This is a genomic window from Amycolatopsis thermoflava N1165, assembly GCF_000473265.1.
GTDB lineage: Bacteria > Actinomycetota > Actinomycetes > Mycobacteriales > Pseudonocardiaceae > Amycolatopsis_E > Amycolatopsis_E thermoflava.
This window is the reverse complement of record NZ_KI421511.1, coordinates 217,521-241,593: the sequence shown is the minus strand read 5'-3', so window position 1 is coordinate 241,593 and position 24,073 is coordinate 217,521. Positions and strand designations below refer to the sequence as shown.

The following is a 24,073-nucleotide window of genomic DNA, read 5'->3' as shown; positions in this document are numbered from 1 at the left end:
GACAGTCGTGAGCACACCTGCCGTCGAGATCACCGGGCTGGTGAAGCGGTACGGCTCGAAGACCGCGGTCGACGGCCTGGACCTCAAGATGGACCGCGGGCGCCTGCTCGCGCTGCTCGGTCCCAACGGCGCCGGCAAGACCACCACCGTCGAGATCTGCGAGGGCTTCCGCCGCGCCGACTCCGGCTCGGTGCGGGTGCTGGGCCTGGACCCGGTCCGCGACGGCGCCGCGCTGCGCCCCCGCATCGGCGTGATGCCGCAGGGCGGCGGCGCCTACCCCGGCGTCCGCGCCGGCGAGATGCTGGGCCTGGTCGCCGCGTGCGCCGCCAACCCGCTCGACCCCGCGTGGCTGCTCGACGTCCTCGGCCTCGCCCCCGCGCGCCGCACCCCGTTCAAGCGCCTCTCCGGCGGCCAGCAGCAGCGCCTGTCGCTGGCCTGTGCCCTGGTCGGGCGGCCGGAGCTGGTGTTCCTCGACGAGCCGACCGCGGGTATGGACCCGCAGGCCCGCCGCCTGGTGTGGGAACTGCTGGGCGCGCTGCGGGCCGACGGCGTCAGCGTGCTGCTCACCACGCACCTGATGGAAGAAGCCGAGGCGCTGGCCGACGACGTGGTGATCGTCGACAACGGCCGCGTCATCGCGGAGGGCACGCCGAGCGCGCTGACCGCCGACGACGCCGACACCGCGCAGCTGCGGTTCAAGGCCCGCGCCGGGCTGGACACCGACCTGCTGTCCGCCGCGCTGCCCGAGGGCTACCACGTCAAGGAGACCGCGCCGGGCAGCTACCAGGTCTCCGGGAAGGTGAACCCGCAGGTGGTGTCCACGGTGACGGCGTGGTGCGCGCAGCAGGGCGTGCTGGCCGAGGAGCTGCACGTCGGCAAGCGCGACCTGGAAGAGGTCTTCCTCGAGCTGACCGGACGGGAGCTGCGCTCGTGACCGCACCGGCCCGGTTCCCCGCCGGCACCTTCACCCCCGCGCCGGGCGCGGGCAGCCGCGCGCGCATGCTGTTCACCCACGCGAAGCTGGAGACCAGCCTCACGCTGCGGCACGGCGAGCAGATCCTGCTCACCCTGCTCATCCCGCTGGCCCTGCTGATCGGCCTGACGCTGCTGGACATCCTGCCCGCGGGCGACCTGGACGGGGTGTCCAAAGCGGACTGGGTGACGCCGCGGATCTTCGCGCTCGCGGTCATGTCGTCGGCGTTCACCGGGCAGGCGATCGCGCTCGGCTTCGACCGCCGCTACGGCGTGCTGAAGCGGTTGTCGGCCACCGCCATCCCGCGCTGGCTGCTGGTCGCGGGCCGGATCGTCGCGGCCCTGGTCGTGGTGCTGCTGCAGGTCGTGGTGCTCGGCGTGGTCGCCGCGTTCCTCGGCTGGAGCCCGTCGCCGGCGGGCATCGCCGAGGCGGTGGTGCTGCTGGTGCTCGGCACGCTGAGCTTCGGCGCGCTGGGGGTGCTGCTCGGCGGGTCGCTGCGCGCGGAGGCGGTGCTGGCGCTGGCCAACATCGTGTGGTTCGTGCTGCTGCTCGCGGGGGGCATCCTGCTCGCGCCGTCCACGCTGCCGTCGGCGGCCGCGACCGTCATCCAACTGCTGCCCTCCGGCGCGCTGGCCGAAGGTCTGCGGGCGGCGCTGGTCGACGGGCAATTCGCCGTCGGCCCGGTCCTCGTGCTCGCCGTGTGGGGCGTGCTGGCGGCAGCGGTGGCCGCGAAAACGACAAAACTGACATAACTCTAGGATGTTGCTGTGGCCCTGAGCTCCCTGATCGCCCGCCTGCCCTACCCGTCGCGCCCGGTGCAGCGCGCGATCGCCGTCGCCGCGATCGTGGCCCAGGCCGGCATCGGGGTCACCGGCTCGGTCGTCCGGGTCACCGGTTCGGGCCTGGGCTGCCCCACCTGGCCGCAGTGCTTCCCGGGCAGCATGGTGCCGGTCGCGCACCCCGAGTTCGACACGCTCAACCAGTGGATCGAGTTCGGCAACCGGCTGCTCACCGTCGTGGTGGTGCTGGTCTCCGCGCTGGCGGTGCTCGCCGCGTGGCGCGTGCAGATCGCCCACCCCGAGCGCAAGCGCCTGGTGAAACTCGCCTGGACGATGCCCGGCGGTGTCGTGCTGCAGGCCGTGGTCGGCGGCATCACGGTGCTCGCGAAGCTCGAGTGGTGGACGGTCGCGATCCACTTCCTCGCTTCCACCCCGCTCGTGTGGCTCGCGGTCCTGCTGCTGCGCGCGTTCAACGAGGGCGACGAGCCCGCCCGCTGGCTCATCCCGCCGCCGGCGAAGAAGCTGCTGGTCACGCTCGTCGTGGCGCTGTGGGCGATCCTGATCGCCGGCACCACGGTCACCGGCGCCGGCCCGCACGGCGGCGACCCGGAGACCCACCGGCTGGACGCGCCGATCGAGGTCCTCGCGCAGGTCCACGGCGGGCTGCTGGTCTGCTACCTGCTGGTGCTCGCGGTCTTCGGCCTGGTCCTGATGCGCGGCGGCACCCCGGCCGCGCTGTGGCGGCGCTACGCGATCGTGTGGGTGGTCGCGCTGGCGCAGGGCGTGCTGGGTTCGGTGCAATATGCCCTCGGCATCCCGGAGGCGCTGGTGTCGCTGCACGTCCTCGGGTCGGCGCTGGTGATCGTGGCGACGGCCGCCCTGTGGTGCGGCTCCCGCGATCGCGGGCCGGTCACCTCGGCAGGCCCGGCGCCGCGCGAACCGGAGCTGACCGCGACCCGCAGCTGACCGCGGCTGGGGCGGGGTTCCGCCGCCCGTCATGCGGTAGTAACGCCCGAGGGGGGTATTCGCCAAGACGGCTCCGTACGGTGGGGCCGGAAAGAGAGGTTACTGCCGCCCATGACGAAACCGCTGATCTCGCATCGCCGGTCCTCCGGTCAGATGATCGTGCTCAAAGCGTTCCTGCTGATCCCGTTCCTCGCCCTGATCACCGCCGTTCCGCTGGCGTGGGGCTGGGGCCTGACCTGGCTCGACCTGGGCCTGGCGGTGTTCTTCTACGTCGTCGCGACCCTCGGGGTGACGGTGGGCTACCACCGGTACTTCACGCACGGCGCGTTCAAGACCGGTCGTCCGCTGCGGGTCGCGATGGCGATCGCGGGCAGCATGGCCGTGCAGGGGTCGGTCATCTTCTGGGTGGCCAGCCACCGCCGCCACCACGCGTTCGCCGACCGCGAGGGCGACCCGCACTCCCCCTGGCTGTTCGGCACCAGCCCGGCGGCGCTGCTGCGCGGCTTCTGGCACGCGCACATGGGGTGGATGTTCCAGCGCGAGGTGACCAACTACGAGCGGTTCGCGCCGGACCTGCTGGCCGACGACGACCTGCGCGTGGTGAACCGGCTGTTCTGGCTGTGGATCGTGCTGAGCCTGGGCCTGCCGACGCTGCTCGGCGGGCTGCTGAGCTGGTCGTGGTGGGGCGCGGTGACCGCGTTCTTCTGGGCCGGGCTGGTGCGGATCGCGTTCCTGCACCACGTGACGTGGTCGGTGAACTCGATCTGCCACATGATCGGCGACCGGCCGTTCGCCAGCCGGGACAAGGCGGCGAACTTCTGGCCGCTGGCGATCCTGTCGATGGGCGAGTCGTGGCACAACTCCCACCACGCGGACCCGACGTGCGCCCGGCACGGCGTGCTGCGCGGGCAGGTGGACGTGTCCGCGCGGTTGATCTGGATCTTCGAGAAGCTGGGCTGGGCGCGCGACGTGCGGTGGCCGCGCGCCGAGCGCCTCGCCGCGAAGCGGCTCGAACCCGCTTCCTAGTTCCTACAGGGCGTGCCCGGCCATCCGGCGACGGTGGCCGGGCCCGATCTGCGTGGAGTTGACGGTCTCGGCGTCCCACTCGGCCGGTTCCAGGTCCGCCACGGCCTCGACGAGCTTCTGCCCGGTCGCCACGGACGGGACGACGACGTCGCCCATCGCGCCGTCGTGGCCGACGAGCACCACGCGCGCCCCGGCGCGGCCGATGTTCTCCACGACGGCCTTCGCCGGCTTGCCGTGCTCGGCGACGAAGCGGCGGGCGGTCGTAAGCTGCTTGGCGGTGGGCGCCGGTGCCTCGGTCTCTTCAGCCATGTCGGCATCTTAGGGAAGATCCGCGCGACCCACCCGGTTGTGCGAGGTGAACCCGACCACGTCAGGAGGACACAGGCGATGCCCACGGCAGTGCAGATTCGGCGGACCGGCGGACCCGAGGTGCTGGAGGCCGGTGAGGTCGAGGTCGGCGATCCCGGGCCGGGTGAGCTGCTGGTCGACGTCGCCGCCGCGGGCGTGAACTACATCGACACCTACCAGCGCAGCGGGATCTACAAGATCGACCTGCCCGTGACGCTGGGCATGGAGGGCGCCGGAACGGTCGTCGCGGCCGGCGAGGGCGTGACGGGCTTCGCGGCCGGTGACCGGGTGGCGTGGCAGGGCGTGCTCGGCGGGTACGCGCAGCAGGCCCGGATCCCGGCGAGCGCCGCGGTCGCGGTGCCCGAGGGCGTGTCGCTGGAGACCGCCGCGGCGACGATGCTGCAGGGCGTCACCGCGCACTACCTGGTGCGGTCGACGTACGAGGTGCAGGAGGGCGACACGATCCTGCTGCACGCGGCCGCGGGCGGCGTCGGGCTGCTGCTGACGCAGCTGGCGAAGGCGCGTGGCGCGCGGGTGATCGGCACGGTGTCGACCGCGGAGAAGGCCGCGCTGGCCAGGGAGGCCGGTGTGGACGAGGTGATCCGCTACGACCAGGTCGATTTCGCCGAGGAGGTCCGGAAACTGACCGGCGGCGAGGGTGTGGCCGCGGTGTACGACGGGGTCGGCAAGTCCACTTTCGACGGAAGCCTGGCGAGCCTGCGGGTGCGCGGGTTCCTGGTGCTGTTCGGGGCGGCGAGCGGGCCGGTCCCGCCGGTCGACCCGCAGCGGCTGAACGCGGCGGGCTCGGTTTACCTGACGCGCCCGACGTCGGCCCACTACGTGCGCACGCGCGACGAGCTGGAGTGGCGCACGAACGAGCTCTTCGAGGCGGTCACCTCGGGCGCGCTCAAGGTCCGCGTGGGCGCCAAGTACGCGCTGTCGGACGCCGCGAAGGCGCACGAGGACCTGCAGGGCCGCCGCACCACGGGCAAGGTGCTGCTGATCCCGTAGGTCAGGCGGGGTGGGTTTCGGGCATGCGGATCGCGACCGCGATGCCGGAGGCGGCGGTGAGCGCGGCGACGACCGCCACCGCCGCCCGCACGCCCCACAGGTCGGCGGCGAGCCCGGACACCACCGCCCCCACCGCGAATCCACTGTCGCGCCAGAGCCGGTAGACGCCGACGGCACGGGCCCGCCACGCCGGATGGGCGACGTCGCCGACCACCGCGAGCAGCGTCGGGTAGACCATGGCGGTGCCCGCGCCGAGCAGCACCATCGCCACCGCCCAGGTCGCGAAGCCGGAGGCGGCCGCGGTCAGCCCGAGCGCGGCGGCCTGCACCAGCATGCCCGCGGTGATCAGGTGCTTGCGGCCCCAGCGGTCCGACATCGGGCCGGTGACGAGCTGCCCGGCGCCCCAGACCGCGGGGTAGAGCGCGGCGAGCACGCCGGCGCCGGCCACGGACAGGCCCGCGGTGACGAACAGGATCGGGAACAGGCCCATCGCGAGGCCGTCGTTGAGGTTGTTGACCATCCCGGCCTGGCTGGCCGCGGACAACGCGCGGTCACGCACGCTGGTGCGGGCGAACACGGCCCAGCCGCTCAGTTCTCCCCCGGTGGCGTGGCCGCGGGACTCGAAGCGGGCGTGGTCGCGCGTCTCCCGCACGAACACCGCGGTCAGGCCGAGGCCCAGCGCGACGTAGGCCGCGCCGAGGAGGAACGGGGCGGGGCGCAGGCCGTGGCGCGCGGCGAGGTAGCCGGTGGCGGCTGCGGTGATCGCCAGCGCGCCGTACCCGGCGGCCTCGTTGAGTCCCATCGCGAGGCCGCGCCGCCGCGGGCCGGCGAGGTCGATCTTCATGATGACGGTGGTCGACCAGGTCAGCCCCTGGCTGAGGCCGAGCAGGACGTTGGCGGCCACGATCCAGCCCCAGTCCGGGGCGAGGGCGAGCAGCGCCGGCGCCGGCACGGCGATCAGCCACCCGGCCAGCAGCACGGGTTTGCGCCCGTACCGGTCGGACAGGGTGCCGGCCAGGTAGTTGGCGGCGGCCTTGGTGAGGCCGAACGCGAGCACGTAGGTGAGCAGGACGGTGTAGCCGGTCAGGCCGAACACCGGGCCCGCCAGCAGCGGCAGGACGGTCCGTTCCTGGCCCAGCACCCCGCCGACGAGGGCGTTGACCGCGACCAGGAGGCTGAACTGGGCGAGGTTGGCCCGCAGGCCCAGCCGGACCGTCACGCGCCGGTCACCAGCGCGTTCCCGGTCGCGCGGGCCCAGTCCGCGGGGCCGCCCGCCAGCACCACCGTGACGTCCCGGTGGCCGGCCTGTTCGAGGAGGCTGGCGGCGCTCATCGCCCGTTCACCGTGGCCGCACATCACCACCAGCGGTTCCCGCGGCAGCTCGTGCCCGTCGAGGCGGCCCAGCTCGCGGTGCCGGGCGCCGGGCAGGTGGCCTGCGGCGAACTCCCCGTCCTGGCGCACGTCGAGCACCGGCCGCCCGCCGATCCCGTCGGCCGTGACGACCGGTGTGCGCCGCACCGGCTGCCCGGCCGCGGTCCACGCGGCGAGCCCGCCGTCGAGCTCGCCGGCCAGGCCGGTGCGGCCGATCTTGACTGCCTGCCAGGCGATTTCGGCCGGGTCCTGGTCGCCGCCGCGCACGACCACGATCGGGCGATCAGCGGGCACGAGCCAGCCGAGCCAGGACGCGAACGCCGGGCGCAGCGGGATCGACAGCGCACCGGGCACGTGACCGGCGGCGAAGTCGGCGGCGGGGCGGGCGTCGACGACCACCGCACCGTCGGCGGCCAGCGCGCGCACCCGGTCCACGTCGAGGCCGGGCAGGACCGGATCGCCCGGCAGGACCAAGCCGCGACGGTTGGTGTCGGCCAGTTCGCGGAAGTAGGACGGGAAGCTGCCGAGCGACCCCAGCAGCGCGGCGACGAAGGCGTCCTCGTTTTCCGCGTGCAGCAACGAGTTCGTCGCCTTCTCGGCGCCGATGGTGCTGGTGCGGCGTGCGCCCGGCGGCGCGGAGCAGAACGAGCCGGCGCCGTGGGTGGGCCACACCGCGACCTCGTCCGGCAGGCTCGCCAGCCGCCGCAGGGAGGCGTACTGGCGGCGGGCCAGCTCGTCGGTCAGGGCCGGGTGGACCAGGTCGGTGCGGGCGGCGGCCCCGACGATCAGCGAGCCGCCGGTGAACACGCCGACGGGGGCGGCGCCGTCGAGCAGGAGGAACGACAGGTGCTCGTGGGTGTGGCCCGGGGTGAACAGGGCGCGCAGGCGGAGCCCGCCGACGTCGGTTTCGTCCCCGTCGCGCAGGCCGTCGTGGCGGTACTCGCGGCGCCCCGCGGCCGAGGCGAGCACGCGGGCGCCGTCGGTGGCCGCGAGCTGCCGGGCGCCGGAGACGAAGTCGGCGTGCAGGTGGGTGTCGGCGGCGAAGGCGAGCCGCAGACCGCGCCGCGCGGCCGCGCGCCGGGCGGCCCGCAGGTCCAGGCTCACGTCGACGACCAGCGCCCGGCCGTCACCGAGGTCGGCCAGGTAGGCGGAGTTGCCGAGCCCTTCGTCCACGAGCGGCAGGACGTCTACAGTGGACATGATCGGTCACCGCCGGGGTTTGCTTGCCAGCACGGAAACGCTGCGCACGCCGTAGCTCGCGCAGGCGTCGCGGTAGTGGTCCCGTGGAGTGGCGCCGCCGATGCAGGACGCCCACAGGTCGGCGTTGCACACCGCGGATTCCGGCAGCAGCGGCTCCATCGTGACCAGTTCGTACATCCGCTTGACCCGGGTCTCCAGGGCCCGGGTGTCCACGCCGGTGGCCATCGCGCACCTCCGCGCTTGTTCAAGTGTCTTCTTGAATAAGAGACCCGGGCTGTGTTGCTTGTCAAGAGTTCGCTTGAATATGCTGGTCCCGTGGGTGATCGAGCCGCGAAGACCGAGTTGTACGACGCGCTGGCCGAGACCGCGAAGGCGCTGGCCAGCGGGCGGCGCGCGGAGCTGGTGGACGTGCTCGCGCAGGGTGAGCGGCCGGTCGACGAGCTCGCCGCCGAGATCGGCCAGTCGGTGGCCAACACCTCCCAGCACCTGCAGCGGCTGCTGCGGTCCGGCCTGGTGCGGACCCGCCGGGAGGGCACGCGGGTGTTCTACTCGCTGGCCGGCGCCGCGGTGGCGCAGCTGTGGCTGGCGATGCGCGCGGCGGCCGAGCAGCACGTCGAGGGCCTGGCCCGGCTCGCCGAGGAGTACGTCGGCGACCGCTCCGGCCTGGAGACCATCACGCGTGACGAACTGGACCGGCGGCTCCGCGACGGCGATGTGGTGGTGCTCGACGTGCGCCCGGCCCCGGAGTTCGCGGCGGGCCACATCCCGGGCGCGGTGTCGATCCCGATCGGCGAACTGCGGACGCGGCTGACGGAGGTCCCGGACGGCGCCCAGGTGGTCGCCTACTGCCGCGGCCCGTACTGCGTCTACGCGGACGAAGCGGTCCGGCTGCTGACCGCGGCCGGGCGCCAGGCGGCCCGACTGGAGGACGGCTACCCGGAGTGGGCCGCGGCGCGCCCCTGATACCCGCGCGGGAATTGTCCGCGGTCCCGGCTGCGGCGAAGCTGCCACCATGGATCTCGTCGAACGCTATGTCGCGCTGTGGAACGAAACCGACGCGAGCGCGCGCCGGAAGCTGATCGAGCTGCTGTGGTCCGAGGACGGCGTGCACCTGCTGCAACCGCCCCGGGAGATGCGCGACCGGGCAACGGCCCTCGGATTTGACCGAGCGGTCCTGGCGGCCCGCGGTCACGCCGCCATCGAACAGCGCGTAAGCCGCGGCCACGAGGACTTCCTGGCGCCCGCCGGCGTCACGCTCGCCGCCCGCGGGAACACCGACCAGCTCGGCGACACCGTCAAGTTCAACTGGGAGCTCGTCGACGGCACCGGGCAGCCGCGCAGCACCGGGCTGGAGATCCTGACCCTCGCCGCGGACGGGCGCATCGCCGTGGACCACCAGTTCTTCGAGAGCTGACCCCGCCCCCCGACGAGGAGGCGGGGCCGGAACACCTACACGCTCACGGCGGCGCGGATCGTCTCCTTCAGGCTGCTCGTCGTCGCGATCACGGCCGTCGGTTCGTAGCCGCAGTGCGCCATGCAGTTGGCGCACCTCGGGTCCTTGCCGCGGCCGAACTTGTCCCACTCCGTCTCCTCGATCAGCTCCCGCCAGGTCTTGGCGTAGCCGTCGTCGAGCAGGTAGCACGGCCGCTGCCAGCCCAGCAGCGAGTACGACGGGATCCCCCACGGCGTGCACTCCAGGTCCCGCTTGCCCTCGATGAAGTCGAGGAACACGGGCGAGTGGTTGAGCCGCCACTTCTTGCGGCGCCCGTCGGCGAAGGCCTTGGAGAACAGCTCCCGCGTCTGCTGCACCCCGAGGAAGTGCTCCTGGTCCGGGGCCTTCTCGTAGGCGTACCCCGGCGAGAGCTGCATGTTGTCGACCTTGACCACGTCGTTGAGGTAGTCCAGCACGTCGATGACGTCCTGCGGGGTGTCGGTGTTGAAGAACGTCGTGTTCGTCATCACCTTGAAGCCCTTGGACTTCGCGAGCTGGATCGCCTCGACCGCGGCCTGGAAACCGCCCTCCTTGCGCACCGACGCGTCGTGCTTCTCCTCGAGCCCGTCGATGTGGACCATCCAGGTGAAGTTGCGGTGCGGCTTGAACTTGTGGATGTGCTTGGGCAGCAGCAGCGCGTTCGTGCACAGGAACACGATCTTGTTGCGCTCCAGCAGGATCCGCGTGATCTCGTGGATCTGCGGGTGCATCAGCGGTTCACCACCGGCGATGGACACCATCGGCGCGCCGCTCTCCTCCACGGCGCCCACGGCCTGCTGCACCGGCATCCGCTGCTTCAGCAGGTGCGCCGGCTGCTGGATCTTCCCGCAGCCACCGCACTTGAGGTTGCACGCGAACAACGGTTCCAGCTCGACCAGGATCGCAAACTTCTCCTTGCGCAGCAGCTTCTGCTTGGCCAGGAACGCACCCAGCCGGATCGACTGGCGTAATGGCATGCCCATGGTCTAGCTCACCTCCCGGGGTAGTGTGAAAACCACGTCCTCAACGGCCTCCGCGCTCTCGGTCACCGTCGACCGGCCCAGCCCGCGAAGGCACCGCACCAGCTCCGCCACCAGGTCCGGTGGGGCCGAGGCGCCCGCGGTGATCCCGATCCGCTTCGCCCCGGCCAGCCAGCGCAGGTCCACTTCGGACACGTCGTCGACGAGCCTGGCCCGGGTTCCCCGCCGCCGCGCCACTTCCACCAGGCGCAACGAGTTGGACGAGTTCGCCGAGCCGACCACGAGGACGAGGTCCGCCTCCTCGGCCACCGCCGTCACCGCGCGCTGGCGGTTGGTGGTGGCGTAACAGATGTCGTCGCGCCGCGGGCCCTCGATGCCGGGGAACCGCGAGCGCAGCACCGAGGCGATCTCCTCCGCCTCGTCCACGGCCAGCGTGGTCTGCATCGCGTAGGCCACGCCGCCGTCGGGCGCCCGCACGTGCGCGGCCGCCTCGGCATCCTCGACCACGACGATCCGCTCCGGCGCCTCCCCGACCGTGCCCTCGACCTCCTCGTGGTCGGCGTGCCCGATGAGGAACACCGTGTCACCGCGGCCGGTGTAGCGCTTGACCTCGGTGTGCACCTTCATCACCAGCGGGCAGGTCGCGTCGATCACCCGCAGGTCCCGCGCCTGCGCCGCGGCGCGCACGGCCGGGGCGACGCCGTGCGCGGCCAGCACCGTCGTCGCGCCGCGCGGCACCTCCTCGACCTCCTGCACGAACACCGCGCCCAGCGCCTCCAGCCGCCGCACCACGTGCGCGTTGTGCACCACCTGGCGGCGCACGTAGACCGGCGCACCGTAGCGCTCCAGCGCCCGCTCGACGATCTCGATGGCGCGCTCGACGCCGGCGCAGAACGAGCGCGGGCTGGCGAGCCGCAGTTCGCCCTCCCCCGCCGCCTCGCACCACTCGCGCAGCGCCGGGACCGCGGCCCGCAGCGACCGCAGGCCGGTCAGGCCCCGCAACACAGTGCCCGGCCGCCACAGCGGCTGGTCCGGGGTGTCCACAATGGCCCGCACGACCGCGACCGGGCCAGGCAGCGACGCGAACTCCGCGGACTCCATGTCGACAGCCAGCGCGCCGTTCCGCGCATACCTGGCCCGTTCCGCACCGTCCACGACGGAGGGCGCGGACGCGATCGGTCCGAGGTGGACGGTCAACCCGAGCCGCCGCAACGCCGCGGCGAGCACCGGTGCCGAGTGCAGCGGCACCCGCCCGTCCGGGCCGTCGATCTCGGTCGCCACCACCAGGTCGCCCGGCCGCACCTCCGGCACCAGCGCCCCGCCGACCCCGGCGACCAGGACCGGCCGCCCGGCCGCGGCCAGCCGCTGCGCCGATTCCGCCGCGCGGCGCGGACCCATCCCGCCGCGCAGCACGACCAGGCCCGGCGTCCGCAGCGCGGAGGCCTCGACGCGCATCGGCGCGACCACGACGCCGCTCATGACCGTTCCAGGTACCGGCCGAGCGCGGTCACCGGGAACACCAGCCGGTACAGGTGGTAGTTGATGTAGAAGTCGCCGGGGAAGCCGGTGCCGGTGAACTGGGGCTCGTCCCACGTGCCGTCGGGGCGCTGGGTCTCGGCCAGCCACCGGACGCCGCGCGCGGTCACCTCGGAGTCCCGCTCCCCCGCGGCGAGCAGCGCCAGCAGCGCCCACGCGGTCTGCGACGCGGTCGACTCACCGCGCCCGGCCCAGGACGGGTCGCGGTAGGAGCGCAGGTCCTCACCCCAGCCGCCGTCGGCGTTCTGGTGCTCGGCCAGCCACCGCACGGCACGCCGGATCGCGGTGGCCGACGCCGGGACCCCGGCCTCGACGAGCGCGGGCACGACGGCACCGGTGCCGTACACGTAGTTGGCGCCCCACCGGCCGAACCACGACCCGTCGGGCTCCTGGTGGTCCAGCAGCCATTTCACGCCGCGGCGGCATTCCCGGCTGCCGGTCTTGCCTTCCTTGGCCAGCATCTCGACCACGTGCGCGGTGACGTCCGCGGACGGCGGGTCGATCACCGCGCCGAAGTCGCAGAACGGCAGCTTGGTGGTCAGCTCCTGGGTGTTGTCGGCGTCGAACGCGCCCCAGCCGCCGTCGCGGGACTGCATGCCGGTCACCCACGCCACGGCGCGGTCCAGCGCTCCGGACAGCCGCTCCCGGTCCGGGTGCGCGACGCGGCGCAGGCCGAGCACGACTTCCGCGGTGTCGTCGGTGTCCGGGTAGAGGTCGTTGGCGAACTCGAACGCCCAGCCGCCCGGGTCCAGATCGGGCCGCCGCACGGCCCAGTCGCCGCGCACGGTGATCTCCTCGCCGAGCATCCAGTCGACGGCCTTGAGCACGTGCGGGTCGTCGGCAGGCGCGCCCGCGTCCAGCAGCGCGGTGATCGCCAACGCGGTGTCCCACACCGGCGACTGGCAGGCCTCCAGCCGCCGCACGGTGCCCTCGGACGTCTCCTCGCGGATCAGGAACCCCTCCAGGCCCTGCAGGCCCGCGCGCATCGCCGGGTGGTCCAGCGAGTAGCCGAGCAGGTGCAGCGCGAGCAGGGAGTACACCCACGGCGGCTGGATGCCGCCCCACCCGCCGTCGGCCTCCTGCCGGGCCAGGATCCACTCCGCGGCCTGCCGCATCGCGAACTCCCGCACCGGCTTGACCGCGACCTTGGCGTAGAGGTGCAGCGCCTTGTCGAGGTAGTGGAAGGCGCCGGACCAGGTCCACGGCGCGACGAGCCCGCCGCCGCGCTTGACCCCGGTGCGCAGCTCGTCGATGCCGAACGACAGCGGGCGGACCGGCCGCAGGGTGCTGACCACGGTCAGCGGCACCACGGTCTGCCGCGCCCAGCAGCCCCAGTCGTAGACGTTGAGCGGCACCCAGGACGGCAGCAGCACCAGCTCGGGCGGCATGTTAGGCAGGTCGTCCCAGGACCACAGCCCGAACAGCGCCAGCCAGATCCGGGTGAACACGCGGCTGGCCTCGACCCCGCCGCCTGCGCGGACGAACTCCGCGGCCCGCCGCATGTGCGGCTCGTCCGGCGAGTCACCGGCCAGCCGCAGCGCGACCCACGCCTCCAGCGTGGTCGACAGGTCGCCGGGGCCGCCGTGGAAGGTGGCCCAGGTGCCGTCCGCGCGCTGCTGCGAGCGGATCCAGCGCGCGGCCTCCTCGGTCTCGCGCGCGGTGCGGATGCCGAGGAACTCCCGCATCAGCAGGTCCTCGGCGTCCATGGTCACGTTGGTCTGCAGCTCGCCCTTCCACCAGCCGCCGTCGCGTTGCAGCCCCTTGAGGTGGGCGACAGCGCGGTCCAGCGTCTCGGCGGCGCCGGCGGCGGATCTCGCCGCCGGGTCAGCGGTCTGCGTCATTCAGGCCTCCCTGGTCACGATGAACCGCGCGAGGGCCAGCAGTTCCTCGCGCACCCGTCCCGGGACCTCGGCGTCCTCGAGCTTCTGCCGTCCCGCCGCCATCCGGCGGTGGGCTTCCTCCAGCGCCCACGCGCGGCCGCCTGCCAGGTCGACCAGGTCGGCGGCGCGGCGCACGGCCGCGTCGTCGGCGACGTCGCCGTCGGTCAGCCACGCGGCGAGCTCCCGGCCGGGCGCGCCGCCGTGGGTGACGGCGTAGGTGACCGGCAGGCTCTTCTTGCGGGCCCGCAGGTCGGAGTGCACCGGTTTGCCGGTGACCGACGGCTCGCCCCAGATGCCGAGCACGTCGTCGACGAGCTGGAACGCCAGGCCGAGGTCGGCGCCGAACTCGGCGAGCGCGCTGACCGTGCGGGCGGGCGCGCAGGCGAGCACGGCGCCGATCGCGGAGCTGGCGGACAGCAGCGCGCCGGTCTTGCCGCCCGCCATGTCCAGGCACTCGTCGAGGCTCACGTCGTCGCGCTGCTCGAAGGCGACGTCGAGGACCTGGCCGCGGATCAGCTCGCCGACCGCCTCGGACAGCAGGCGCGCCGCGGCGACCGCGCCCGGTCCCTCGGCGTCCAGCAGGACCTCGTTGGCCAGGGCGAGCATCGCGTCGCCGGTGAGGATGGCGCTGGCCGCGCCGCGCACCGCCCACACGGTCGGCCGGTGCCGCCGCTCGGTGTCGCCGTCCATCAGGTCGTCGTGCAGCAGCGAGAAGTTGTGCACCAGTTCCACCGCGACCGCGCCGGGCAGCCCGGTGGCCGGGGGCGCGCCCGCGGCCTCGGCGGACAGCAGCGCCAGCGCGGGACGCACGGCCTTGCCGCCGCCGGAGGTCGGGTTGCCGTCCAGGTCGGTCCAGCCGAGGTGGTAGTAGGCGATGGCGCGGCTGGCCGGGTCGAGCCGGTCGACGGCGGCCCGCATCGCGGGCAGGACGGCCTGCCTGCCCTGCTGCAGGGAATCGAGTACAGCGGTCATGCGGGTATCCCTTCCGATCGGCCCGGCGCCCCTGTGGAGACCCCGAGCACGGCTTGGGCGGCCGCCTCACCGCTGCGCACGGCGCCCTCCATGGTCGCCGGCCACCCGGTGGCGGTCCACGCGCCTGCCAGGACCAGCCCCGGGGCGCGGGTGCGGGCCTGCGGGCGCAGTCCCGCGCTGCCCGGCGCGGGACGGAACGTGGCGTGCCGTTCACGTGTCACGAAGAAGTCGAGCACCTCCGCGCCGCGGGCGGCGGGCAACACCTCGCGCAGCGCGGGCAGCAGGCGTTCCCGCAGCGCCCGCACCGGCAGGTCGATCTCCTCCTCGGCCGCGGACAGCGAGATCGCCAGGTACTGGCCGCGGTCGAGACCGGCCGAGGCGGTGCGGTCGAACACCCACTGCAGCGGCGAGTCGACGACGGCGAAGAACGGCTCGTCCGTGACCGGGCGGTCGAGGACGACGTGCGCGTTGACGATCGGCGAGCTGCCCAGCTCACCGGCGAAGTCCGGGGGCAGCCGGACCGCGCCCTCGGGCAGCAGTTTCGCCGCGACCGGGGGCGGCACGGCGAGCACGACCTGGTCGGCCTCGACCGGCTCGTCGGTCCCGATCCGCCAGCAGCCGTCCGCGCGGGACAGCCCGGTCACCTTGGCGTTGAGCCGGACGGTGGCGCCCGCCTCGGTCAGCCGGGCCAGCGCGGGCTCGCCGTGCAGCCGCCGCAGCGGGACGGTCGCCCAGCCGATGTCCGCCGCGTCGGCGTCGGTCAGCAGGCCCACCTGGAAGACGGTCGCGGCCAGGCCGAGCGACGCCCGCTCCGCGGGGGCGTTCAGCGTCGCGATGCCCACCAGGTCCCAGAGTTTCGTGATCGCGTCCCGGCTCTGCCCGTGCGCGGACAGCCATTCGCCGAACGTGCGCCGGTCGGAGCTGGGCGCGGCCGGGTCGACCGACTTCAGCGCGAGCGCGGCGCCGGCGAAGCGCATCCGGTCGCCGAGACCGAGCGGGGTGTAGCGCAGCACCGAGTCCGCGAGGTGCAGCGGCGCGGGCAGCGGGTTGCGGCGCAGCCACACCGGGCGGCGCAGCCGCGGCGAGCGCACCGGGATCTCCAGGCGCGGCTGGAGGTGCACGCGGTCCATCACCCCGAGCCGCCGCAGGAAGTCCAGGTACGAGGTGCAGCAGCGGAGGAACACGTGCTGCCCGTTGTCGACGTGCAGGCCGTCGCGGGTGAACGAGTGCGTCAGGCCGCCCAGCAGGCCGCGGGACTCCAGCAGCGTCACCTCGTGCCCGGCGTCGGCGCAGCGCAGGGCCGCGGTGATCCCGGCGAGCCCGCCACCGACGACCGCGACCCGCTGCCTCATGCCGCCCGCCCGCCCAGCGCGCGGACCGCGACGCCCAGCTTTTCCCGCCCGGACAACGAAAGCCGCTTGTCGTACACCGCGGCGGGGTCGTCGGCGATCCGTTCGAGCAGCTGCCGGTAGATGCCGGCCATCGCCAGGCAGCACGCGCCGCTGCGGCGGTCCAGCAGCGGGCCCAGCCGCATGCCGTCGGCGTACCACTCGCGGGCGCGGGCGGCGCTGTGCCGGATGAGGTTCGCCAGGCCGCCGTCCGGATCGGCCAGCGCGCCGTCGGTGATCCGCAGCTCGACGCCGAACGCGTCGAGGTCCTCCGTCGGCAGGTAGATCCGGCCGTTCAGGAGGTCTTCGCGGATGTCGCGGAGGATGTTCGTCTGCTGCAGGGCGATGCCGAGCGCGTCGGCGTAGCGGGCGGCCTGCGGGTGCGGTTTGTGCCCGAACACGCCCAGGCACAACCGTCCGATCGACCCGGCAACGCACCGGCAGTACTCGGTCAGCTCGTCGAAGGTGCCGTAGCGGCGGCCCTCGATGTCCATCCAGACGCCGTCGAGCAGCTCCTCGAACGCCTCCAGCGGCACCGGGTAGCGGTGGGCGGCGTCGGCGACCGCGACCATCACCGGGTCGGTGCTGCGGTCCAGCGCGGCCAGCTCCTTGCGCACGATCTCCAGCTGCGCGGCCTTCTCCTCGACCGGCAGGTCGCCGTCGCCGATGTCGTCGACGCGCCGCGCCAGCGCGTACACCGCGCACAGCGCCGAGCGGCGTTGACGGGTGAGCAGCCGGATGCCCCAGTAGAAGTTGCGGGCCTCCGTCCTGGTGATGTCCTCGCAGGTGGCGTAGGCCTGTTCGATCGTGGTCATCTGAGCCGACCACCTTCCCGGATCCGTCGGACATGGGCGGACGGGCGCACCAGCAGGGCGATCAGGTGCGCCAGGACGTCGGTCTTGCGCGGGCGCGGGGTGCGGGCCAGGACGTCCCAGCGGGCGCGGCGCAGCGCGTCGAGGGTGGCCAGTCCCCCGGCGACGTAGCCGGCCACCGCGAGCCGCGCCCAGCCGTGCAGCCGGTCCAGCAGCGCCGCGCCCTCGGTGAGCAGGTCGAGCGCGCGGGCGGTCTGGGCGGCGACGGCCAGCCGCACCGGCCGGCTCGTCGTGGTGGCGTCCAGGTCGGCCTCGGTCGCGCCGAACGCGGCCAGGCCGGCCTTCGGCAGGTACACCCGCCCGTTGCGGCGGTCCTCGGCCACGTCCTGGCAGTGCTCGATCAGCTGCAGCGCGGTGCACACCCGGTCGGACAGGCGCTCGGCGACGGGGTCGCGCACACCGAAGACACGCAGCACGATCCGGCCCACCGGATCGGCGGAGAGCACGCAGTAGTCCTCCAGTTCGGCCTGCGTGGCGTAGGACGCGACGCGCTGGTCCTGGAGGTTCGCCCGCACCAGGCGATTGAACGGGTCGAGTTCCAGATCGCGCCGGTGAATCGCGGGAAGAAGATCACGCAATACCCGTTCGTGTGGTTGGTCCCCCTGAAAGGCGCGTTCCAGATCGCGCTGGAATCGCAATAACCCGGGCGTGCGGTCCTCGACTGCTGACTCGTCACCCAGATCGTCGATGACACGCGCGACGTCGTACACCGCCACCAGGTCCGCGCGCAGGTCACGGGGAAGTATCCGCAGTGCTACCGGAAAGTTCTCGGCCCGTTCCTTTTCACGCAGCACGCGGTCGCCGACCGTGCCGGGACCAGGGGGTGCGGGAGCCATCGCCTCATAATCACTCCGCGGCCGCGGTCAATTCTTCGCTCCGGAAACAAAAATGGAGAAGCCACGGTTGTCACGAGCTGACAGTATTGACCCGGACGATGGACGGCACGCGGGCAGGCGAGTGGGGGTCCACGAGATGACGGGCAGACGCACGGAGACCAGCGACGGCACGCTGGCCGATCTGGCGAAGGCGACCTCGGAACGGCTGCCGCGCATGCTGGACGACGTGGCGCGGCTGCTCAACGAGCACTGGCCGGACTACGCGGAGTTCATCGTCACCGAACGGGACGAGGTCCTGGTCTCCGCCAACATGTTCCTGCAGCGGCTGCTGCGGATGGCCAAATGGGACATCGCGGAATTGTCCGGCATCGCGGACCAGGGCGCGGACCGGTTCGGCGAGCAGCCGCTGTTCGAGGAGATCGGGCGGGCGCAGTGGCAGCAGGGCCGCGACCTGACGAGCCTGTTGTCGGCGTACCAGATCGGCGCGCGGGTGGCGTGGCACCACGTCGCCGAGGTCGCGCTCGAGGTCGGTGTCCCCTCCGACATGTTCGCCTCGCTGGCCGAGGCGGTGTTCATCTTCGTGGACCAGCTGTCCTCGGCGTCGGCGCGCGGTTACGTGCTGGAGCAGTCCGAATCCGCGGCGATGCGGGAGCGGTTGCGCGACGAGCTCGCGGACATGCTGCTGTCCGACCGTTCCGATTCCGCCGCGATCCGCGACGCCGCGGCCCGGGTGGACTGGCCGCTGCCGCGGCAGGCGGCGGTCGTCCTGGTGGAGCCGGACAACCCGGTCGGCAGCGCACTGCTGGGGCGGCTCGGGAACTCGTCGCTGCACGTCCGGCGGCAGCGGCTGGTCTGCGCCATCGTGCCCGATCCGGACGGGCCGCAGCGGCGGGAGCGGCTGGCGTCGGCGCTGCGGGGCGCGGGCGCGGTGGTCGGGCACGCGGTGCCGCTGGAACGCCTGCCCGCCAGCATGCACGTCGCCGAGCTGGCCGCGCAGCTGCGCCGCACGCACGTGCTGGAGGACGACCCGGTGTTCGTGGACGAGCACCTGGACTCGATCATCGTGCACCGCGACGCGAAGCTGTTCGACGCGATGCGGCACCAGTGCCTCGCCCCGCTGGCGCATCTCGGGCCGGTGACGCGCAAGCGGTTGTGCGAGACGCTCGCCTGCTGGCTGCGGCACCTCGGCGACCGCCGCGCGATGGCGGAGGAACTGCACATCCACCCGCAGACGGTGCGCTACCGGATGACCCAGCTGCGTGAGCTGTTCGGCGAGAGCCTGGACGATCCGGACAACCGCCGCCGCCTCACGCTCGCCCTCGCCTGGGGCACCTCGGACCCCGGCGAAGTGTAGTTCAGGCCAGTTCCGCGAGCACCGCGCGGAATTCGGTGAGGAAGCCGTCCACGCTGTCCACCAGCGTCGCGTCCACCGTGGCGCTCATCGAGAACGAGCCGTACCACCCGAGCACGCCGATGGTGAACGGGGTGCCCGGCGCGAGCGGGATGATGGCGAACGCCGTGCGCAGCGGGAAGTCGCGGAAGTCCACCTGCCACGCGGCACCGGGCATGTTGGACACGGTGCCGTTGAAGAACCGTTCGTTGTAGACGGTCCGCGCGAACCAGCGGTGGAAGAACGCCGGCATCAGCCCGGCCAGCGTGTGCTGCACGAACCGGGACGCGACGACCCGGGTGCCGGTGCGCAACCGCTTGGTGGCCCTGGCGATCCGCTTCAGCCGCTCGGCTTCGGGCATGTCCCCCAGCGGGATGTCCACCATGACCGCGGCGGTGACGTTGCCCTCGGCGCCGGGCCGCGGCTCGGCGGCCATCAACGTGACCGAGGTCAGCATCGACTCGGGCAGCGGCGCCACCGCGACGCGCCGCAGCGCGCCGGCGACCCCGCCCAGCAGCAGGTCAGTGACCCGCACGCCGTGCTTGCGCGCCAGCTCGCGCACGTCGTCGAGCGGGATCTGCAGGGTGGCGTAGCGGCGGTCCGGCGGGTCCCCCGCGGGCAGCCGCGTCCTGGGCCGCCCGTCGGTGGCCAGCTGCGCCAGCCCGACGGCGCCCGCGGCGGCCTTCTGCAGCGCGTTCGGCCGCCGGGTCTCGTTGAGGCCGTCGAGCAGGCTCGGCGAGTCGAACAGCTCCAGCATCAGGCTGATCGTGCCGATGCCGTCCGCGACGGCGTGGTGCACCAGCGAGATCACCGCGGCGGTGTTCTCCTCGACGCCGCGCACGACGGCGAACCGCCACAGCGGCCGGTCCCGCGGCAGCGGCTCGCTCTGGAACCGCGCGACGAGCTTGTGCAGCTCCCCCATGCCGCCGGGCGTGCCGTCCGGGCGAGTCAGGTCGTAGTCGGGGACGTGCCAGTCCCAGTCGATGTCCGGGTGCGGCACCCAGTGCTGGCGGCGCCAGGGCGAGTAGTCCGACAGGCGCTGCGCGTAGCGGGGCATCTCGGGCAGCTTGTCGCGGATGGCCTGCTGCACCCACTCCCGGGTCGGCCCGGCGGGGTTGGCGGTGGTGTCGAGCATGATGAGCCCGCCGACGTGCTGCGGGTAGGCCGGGGTCTCGACGTGCAGGAAGAACGTGTCGGAGGCGGGCACCCGGTCGACCGGCCGGGCGACCTGCGCGATCCAGGTGGCCGCGGCGATGAACACCACGGCGGCGGCTGCGTCGATCCAGTAGTGGTTGCCGGTGGCGATGATGACCGCGAACGTGATGGCGACGTGCACCGCGCTGACGATCTGCACGGCCCAGCCGCCGCGGATGCGCGCCAGGACCACCGAGACCCACAGCGCCCACCCGACGTGCAGGGACGGCATCGCGGCCAGCTGGTTGGCGCCCTGCAACGCCGGCGAGCCCCAGGACAGGAACGTGTGCCCGAGCCGCACGGTGTCGACGAACCCAGCACCCTCGAGCATCCGCGGCGGCGCGACCGGGTAGAGCCAGAAACAGGCGAGCGCGAACAGGTTGAGCCAGACGAAGCTGTTGCGCACCGAGCGGTAGTGCACCGGGTGGCGGGCGTGCACCCAGATCAGCAGGATGATCGCGCTCGCGATGTAGGTGATCGCGTACTCGTAGTTGGCGAACACGCGGATCCAGCCCTGGTCGGCGAGCCACAGGTTGACCGGCAGTTCGAAGTCCAGGTGCATCCAGCGTTCGAACGCCAGCAGCGCCTCGCCGTTGGCGTGCGCCCGCGGTTCGCGGCCCGGCAGCGGGAACGCCTCGACCAGCAGGTAGATCCCGAACAGGCCGATCCCGAGCAGCAGTTCACCCCACCAGCCCGGACGCTGGACGGCCGCCGCGCGGGCGTCCAGGACCACCGGGGACCGTGAGGTGGAACCGACGGTGAGCACACCGTCATATACCACGCTTCGTGGCCGCGGCGCTCGCGCTAATCACCGCTCGACCGCGTAGTGCAGGTGCGTGACCCCCGGCGCCGGGACGGCCTCGACCAGGCGGAGCCGCACGTGCGCGGGCAGCTCGCCGAAGAACCGCCTGCCCGCGCCGAGCAGGACAGGGACCTGGTGGAGGACGATCTCGTCGACGAGGCCGGCGGCGAGCGCCGAGGTCACCACGCCGCCGCCCATGAGGCCGACGTCCCGGCCGCCTGCGGCCTCGCGGGCTCTGGCGATCGCGTCCTCGACGCCGGTGGTGACGAGGGTCTGCCGCTCGGTGATCTCCGGGGCCTCCCGGTGGGTGAGGACGACCAGCCGCGCTTTCGGGTGCGGGCTGCCGCCGCCGAAGCGGTCGGAGTCCTCGTAGGTGTTGCGCCCGGCGACGATCGCGCCCACGCGGCCGGCGAGGGCGTCGAACACCCGGGCGCTGGGCTCGCTCAGGCGGAAGCCGTCGAACACGCCGCTCGGGGTGTCGCCGTCGAAGTACCAGTCGAACAGCATCCCGCCGTCGCCGAGGCCGTGCCCGGGGCGGGGGTCGCGGCCGGTGATGAAGCCGTCGACGGAGACCGCGTGCGCGGCGATGACCTTGCTCATCTCGGTGTTCCTCTCAGAGTTCCTTCAAGAGACTCCGACGATAGCAGTATGAGTTCCTTCAGGGAACCCAGATTGGTAGACTCGGGGCCGTGCAGCGGACGAACTTCGGCGGGATGGCGTGCTCGATCGCGCGCACGCTCGACGTCATCGGGGAACCGTGGTCACCGCTGGTGCTGCGGGACGTGTGGGCGGGGATGACCCGGTTCGACCAGATCCAGGCCGATCTGGGCATCTCGCGGAAGGTGCTGACCGAGCGGCTGAACCACCTGGTGGAGCGTGGGGTGCTGGAGCGACGGCCCTATGACCGGCGGCCGCGCTACGAGTACGTGCTGACGGAGCGGGGCGCGGAGCTCGTCGAGGTGCTGATGGCGATGGCGCACTGGGGCGACCGGTGGCTGGCGGGCGAGGCCGGGCCGCCGGTGGTGTACCGGCATCGGGCGTGCGGCGAGGTCAGCGGCGCCGGGCTGCGCTGCGACCACTGCGGCGAGGCGATGCACGCCGGGGATGTCGACCTGCTGCCCGGCCCCGGCGCGGCTGCCTGAGCCACCGGGCCGCTCCCCCAGTGAGCGCGGAACTCACGCACGCTCGGGGCTCACGCTGACGGCGCACCCCGAACGGAAACCTCGCGAGCGCGAACGCGGAACTCGCGGCCGGGAGTGCGGGACTCGCGCGCTCCAGCCTGGGACTCGCGGGTAGGAGGGGTCAGGCGGCGGCTGGTGCGGGGCTGTGGCGGCCGGCCAGCCGGAGCGTCACGCCGTCGCGGCGGAGCTTGCGCCACCCGTGGCCCACACAGGCCGCGACGGTCAGCGCGGTGAGCAGCCCGCTGAGGATGCCGCGCGACATCAGGCCCGCCTCGACGCCCCAGTGCAGGAACCCGATGGTCATCGCGGCGTCGATCAGCCGCGAGCCGCCCCAGAGCAGCGCCACCTCGATGAACACGCGGTTCACCGTGCGGTGTTTGAACAGCTCCGCGGGCAGCCGCACGAAGTCCTTGGCCAGGCGCGCCGTGATGGGGCGCCCGATCATCGCGCTGCCGACGAAGATCAGGAACATCAGCACCGAGCCGACGGCCGGTTGCAGCACGTACACCACCGCACTGGACGTGACCAGCGCGAACGCCGCCCGTCCGACCAGCATCGCCGTGCAGAGCAGCAACGTGCGGGGCATGTCGCGCTTCATCAGGCGCCGCGCGCCGATGACGAACGCCGCCCAGCCGAGAACCGCGCACAACGCGGGAACCAGGCCGACGAAATGCAACAACAACGCCAGCAGAACCGACGGGATGACGACCGTTTCCAGCAACAGAATCGCCGCATCCTTGATCGTTTTCCGCAGGTGCGGAATTTCGATCACCAAATGGCGGTCGCCGGACGACGCTCGGTGGTGCACGGGTTCCAGCCTCCAAGGGTCTGCCTGGGGTGCGCGGGGGCAGCGCACTCTCGACAGGCTCTGTAGGTTCCACCGCCCGCCGGTCCCGAAACCTACGCCGGCTACCTGAATTAATCCTGAGCGAAGGAGTCCGAAGAACGGGACCGAGATGGAACGGTTCCCGAGAATTTACCACTTCCCGGATAAACCCCGTGTTGGGCCGACCGGGTCGTCTCCGCCTGCACGCTCGGCGAGTGCGCGAGCCCGAACACGCCGAGGATCAGCAGGAGGGCCGCGCCTGCGGTCGCCGCGAGCGGGCCCGGCGAGGTCATCAGCGTCGCGTTGAACGCCAGTAGCCCCAGGAAATAGCTGGCGGCGGGGTTCACGATGGACATCACGGCGATCGCCGCGGACAGCGAACCCGACCCGTAAGCCTGCTGCCCGAGCAGCAGCCCGGAGAAGGTCGACAGCGCCAGCACGTACCCCGGCCAGGTGAGCGCCGTGTGAGCGACACCCTCGTTCAACAGCAGGTCGGTGGTCACCTTCATCATGGCCGCGCTGATCGCGTAGCAGATGCCGGCCGCCGTGGCGATGAGCGCGCTGTGCATCAGCGGCCCCCGCTTCTGGGCCACCTGCACGAGGGTGACAACGGTGGCCGCGGCGATCAGCACCGCGATCAGCAGACGGCCCTGGTCAGGCGACCCGCCCAGCGGCGCGGTGCCCTCGACCGCGAGGAACACCACCACGCCGCCGGTGATGGCGAGCCCGGCCAGCCAGTCCCGCAGCGGCGGCCAGCGGCGGATCGCGGCGGAGGCCATCGGCAGCGCGAAGAGCAGTTCGGTGACCAGCAGCGGCTGCACGAGCGCGATCGACCCGAAGTGCAGCGCGGCGGCTTGGCTGAAAAAGCCCAACAGGTTCGTGGCCCATCCCGCGAGCCACACCCTCTTGCGCAAGAGCTTGCGGATCAGCCACAGTACGGGGACGCGATGCCGCGCGGCGCGCCCGTCGACGTCACTGTCGGCAACCTCGATCACCGCGCGTCGCTGAAGCGCGGCTGACGCCGCGAACAGGAACGCCGCGGCGAATCCGAGGAATACCGGGACTAACACG

At 72.8% G+C, this 24,073-nt stretch carries 24 protein-coding genes; 9 read left to right on the top strand and 15 right to left on the bottom strand.

Annotated elements, in window-relative coordinates:
- Positions 1-7: 7 nt before the first annotated feature.
- The 4 genes from AMYTH_RS0101225 to AMYTH_RS0101210 all read left to right on the top strand — a co-directional run bounded on the left by AMYTH_RS0101225 (position 8) and on the right by AMYTH_RS0101210 (position 3,744).
- Positions 8-934: an ABC transporter ATP-binding protein gene (locus tag AMYTH_RS0101225; RefSeq protein WP_027928762.1), complete on the top strand. Its 927-nt coding sequence runs from the start codon at positions 8-10 to the stop codon at positions 932-934.
- Positions 935-999: 65 nt separating this feature from the next.
- On the top strand, positions 1,000-1,725 hold the full coding sequence (locus AMYTH_RS0101220; RefSeq protein WP_157360759.1) for an ABC transporter permease: 726 nt from the start codon (positions 1,000-1,002) through the stop codon (positions 1,723-1,725).
- Between the two features lie 15 nt (positions 1,726-1,740).
- Positions 1,741-2,718 carry a COX15/CtaA family protein gene (locus AMYTH_RS0101215; RefSeq protein WP_027928760.1) on the top strand — a complete coding sequence of 326 codons (978 nt, stop codon included), beginning with the start codon at positions 1,741-1,743 and terminating at the stop codon, positions 2,716-2,718.
- 111 nt (positions 2,719-2,829) lie between these two features.
- On the top strand, positions 2,830-3,744 hold the full coding sequence (locus AMYTH_RS0101210; protein ID WP_051362450.1) for an acyl-CoA desaturase: 915 nt from the start codon (positions 2,830-2,832) through the stop codon (positions 3,742-3,744).
- A 3-nt stretch (positions 3,745-3,747) separates the two neighbouring features.
- Here AMYTH_RS0101210 and AMYTH_RS0101205 read toward each other — a convergent pair whose 3' ends face one another.
- On the bottom strand, positions 3,748-4,053 hold the full coding sequence (locus AMYTH_RS0101205) for a hypothetical protein (RefSeq protein ID WP_027928758.1): 306 nt from the start codon (positions 4,051-4,053) through the stop codon (positions 3,748-3,750).
- A 78-nt stretch (positions 4,054-4,131) separates the two neighbouring features.
- Here AMYTH_RS0101205 and AMYTH_RS0101200 point away from each other — a divergent pair, with 78 nt between their 5' ends.
- A complete protein-coding gene (locus AMYTH_RS0101200; protein WP_027928757.1) occupies positions 4,132-5,103 on the top strand; it encodes a quinone oxidoreductase family protein in 972 nt (323 codons plus the stop codon).
- Position 5,104: 1 nt separating this feature from the next.
- Here the strand turns inward: AMYTH_RS0101200 and AMYTH_RS0101195 are convergent, their stop codons facing one another.
- From AMYTH_RS0101195 to AMYTH_RS0101185, 3 genes are read right to left on the bottom strand one after another with little or no spacing between them, the layout of a single operon-like run.
- Positions 5,105-6,322 (bottom strand): MFS transporter, encoded by a 1,218-nt coding sequence (locus AMYTH_RS0101195; RefSeq protein ID WP_027928756.1) that lies wholly within the window; start codon positions 6,320-6,322, stop codon positions 5,105-5,107.
- A complete protein-coding gene (locus AMYTH_RS0101190) occupies positions 6,319-7,674 on the bottom strand; it encodes an MBL fold metallo-hydrolase (protein ID WP_027928755.1) in 1,356 nt (451 codons plus the stop codon). Before AMYTH_RS0101190 ends, AMYTH_RS0101195 begins: the two co-directional genes overlap by 4 nt.
- A 6-nt stretch (positions 7,675-7,680) precedes the next feature.
- Positions 7,681-7,899 carry a hypothetical protein gene (locus AMYTH_RS0101185; RefSeq protein WP_027928754.1) on the bottom strand — a complete coding sequence of 73 codons (219 nt, stop codon included), beginning with the start codon at positions 7,897-7,899 and terminating at the stop codon, positions 7,681-7,683.
- 90 nt (positions 7,900-7,989) lie between these two features.
- Here AMYTH_RS0101185 and AMYTH_RS0101180 point away from each other — a divergent pair, with 90 nt between their 5' ends.
- Together AMYTH_RS0101180 and AMYTH_RS0101175 are read left to right on the top strand one after the other, a co-directional pair.
- Entirely contained in the window at positions 7,990-8,637 is a 648-nt protein-coding gene (locus tag AMYTH_RS0101180; protein WP_027928753.1) for an ArsR/SmtB family transcription factor, read from the top strand.
- Positions 8,638-8,686: 49 nt separating this feature from the next.
- Positions 8,687-9,088 carry a hypothetical protein gene (locus tag AMYTH_RS0101175; RefSeq protein ID WP_027928752.1) on the top strand — a complete coding sequence of 134 codons (402 nt, stop codon included), beginning with the start codon at positions 8,687-8,689 and terminating at the stop codon, positions 9,086-9,088.
- A gap of 35 nt (positions 9,089-9,123) precedes the next feature.
- Here the strand turns inward: AMYTH_RS0101175 and hpnH are convergent, their stop codons facing one another.
- From hpnH to hpnC, 7 genes are read right to left on the bottom strand one after another with little or no spacing between them, the layout of a single operon-like run.
- The gene (hpnH, locus tag AMYTH_RS0101170) at positions 9,124-10,128 is read right to left on the bottom strand and encodes an adenosyl-hopene transferase HpnH (RefSeq protein ID WP_017983007.1); all 1,005 of its coding nucleotides are present in this window, start codon (positions 10,126-10,128) and stop codon (positions 9,124-9,126) included.
- A gap of 3 nt (positions 10,129-10,131) precedes the next feature.
- Positions 10,132-11,604, bottom strand: a complete 1,473-nt coding sequence (ispH, locus tag AMYTH_RS0101165) for a 4-hydroxy-3-methylbut-2-enyl diphosphate reductase (protein WP_027928751.1) — start codon at positions 11,602-11,604, stop codon at positions 10,132-10,134.
- The gene (shc, locus tag AMYTH_RS0101160) at positions 11,601-13,502 is read right to left on the bottom strand and encodes a squalene--hopene cyclase (RefSeq protein ID WP_027928750.1); all 1,902 of its coding nucleotides are present in this window, start codon (positions 13,500-13,502) and stop codon (positions 11,601-11,603) included. The genes ispH and shc overlap by 4 nt, the downstream gene beginning before the upstream one ends.
- Positions 13,503-14,513, bottom strand: a complete 1,011-nt coding sequence (locus tag AMYTH_RS0101155) for a polyprenyl synthetase family protein (RefSeq protein ID WP_027928749.1) — start codon at positions 14,511-14,513, stop codon at positions 13,503-13,505.
- The gene (gene hpnE, locus AMYTH_RS0101150) at positions 14,510-15,865 is read right to left on the bottom strand and encodes a hydroxysqualene dehydroxylase HpnE (protein ID WP_027928748.1); all 1,356 of its coding nucleotides are present in this window, start codon (positions 15,863-15,865) and stop codon (positions 14,510-14,512) included. The genes AMYTH_RS0101155 and hpnE overlap by 4 nt, the downstream gene beginning before the upstream one ends.
- Complete coding sequence (gene hpnD / locus AMYTH_RS0101145; RefSeq protein ID WP_027928747.1) at positions 15,862-16,716, bottom strand: presqualene diphosphate synthase HpnD; 855 nt, start codon at positions 16,714-16,716, stop codon at positions 15,862-15,864. Before hpnD ends, hpnE begins: the two co-directional genes overlap by 4 nt.
- Entirely contained in the window at positions 16,713-17,609 is an 897-nt protein-coding gene (gene hpnC / locus AMYTH_RS47520) for a squalene synthase HpnC (protein WP_084022469.1), read from the bottom strand. The genes hpnD and hpnC overlap by 4 nt, the downstream gene beginning before the upstream one ends.
- A 136-nt stretch (positions 17,610-17,745) precedes the next feature.
- Here hpnC and AMYTH_RS0101135 point away from each other — a divergent pair, with 136 nt between their 5' ends.
- Positions 17,746-18,963 carry a PucR family transcriptional regulator gene (locus tag AMYTH_RS0101135; RefSeq protein ID WP_228684521.1) on the top strand — a complete coding sequence of 406 codons (1,218 nt, stop codon included), beginning with the start codon at positions 17,746-17,748 and terminating at the stop codon, positions 18,961-18,963.
- A 1-nt stretch (position 18,964) separates the two neighbouring features.
- Here AMYTH_RS0101135 and AMYTH_RS46830 read toward each other — a convergent pair whose 3' ends face one another.
- Both AMYTH_RS46830 and AMYTH_RS0101125 read right to left on the bottom strand, forming a co-directional pair.
- A complete protein-coding gene (locus AMYTH_RS46830) occupies positions 18,965-20,926 on the bottom strand; it encodes a bifunctional phosphatase PAP2/O-acyltransferase family protein (RefSeq protein ID WP_157360486.1) in 1,962 nt (653 codons plus the stop codon).
- 75 nt (positions 20,927-21,001) lie between these two features.
- Positions 21,002-21,595, bottom strand: a complete 594-nt coding sequence (locus AMYTH_RS0101125) for a dihydrofolate reductase family protein (protein ID WP_027928744.1) — start codon at positions 21,593-21,595, stop codon at positions 21,002-21,004.
- A gap of 89 nt (positions 21,596-21,684) precedes the next feature.
- Here AMYTH_RS0101125 and AMYTH_RS0101120 point away from each other — a divergent pair, with 89 nt between their 5' ends.
- On the top strand, positions 21,685-22,137 hold the full coding sequence (locus AMYTH_RS0101120) for a winged helix-turn-helix transcriptional regulator (protein ID WP_027928743.1): 453 nt from the start codon (positions 21,685-21,687) through the stop codon (positions 22,135-22,137).
- 160 nt (positions 22,138-22,297) lie between these two features.
- Here AMYTH_RS0101120 and AMYTH_RS0101115 read toward each other — a convergent pair whose 3' ends face one another.
- Complete coding sequence (locus AMYTH_RS0101115; RefSeq protein ID WP_323807222.1) at positions 22,298-22,948, bottom strand: DUF3159 domain-containing protein; 651 nt, start codon at positions 22,946-22,948, stop codon at positions 22,298-22,300.
- Positions 22,949-23,094: 146 nt separating this feature from the next.
- Complete coding sequence (locus tag AMYTH_RS0101110) at positions 23,095-24,072, bottom strand: DMT family transporter (RefSeq protein WP_027928741.1); 978 nt, start codon at positions 24,070-24,072, stop codon at positions 23,095-23,097.
- Between the last annotated feature and the right edge of the window lies 1 nt (position 24,073).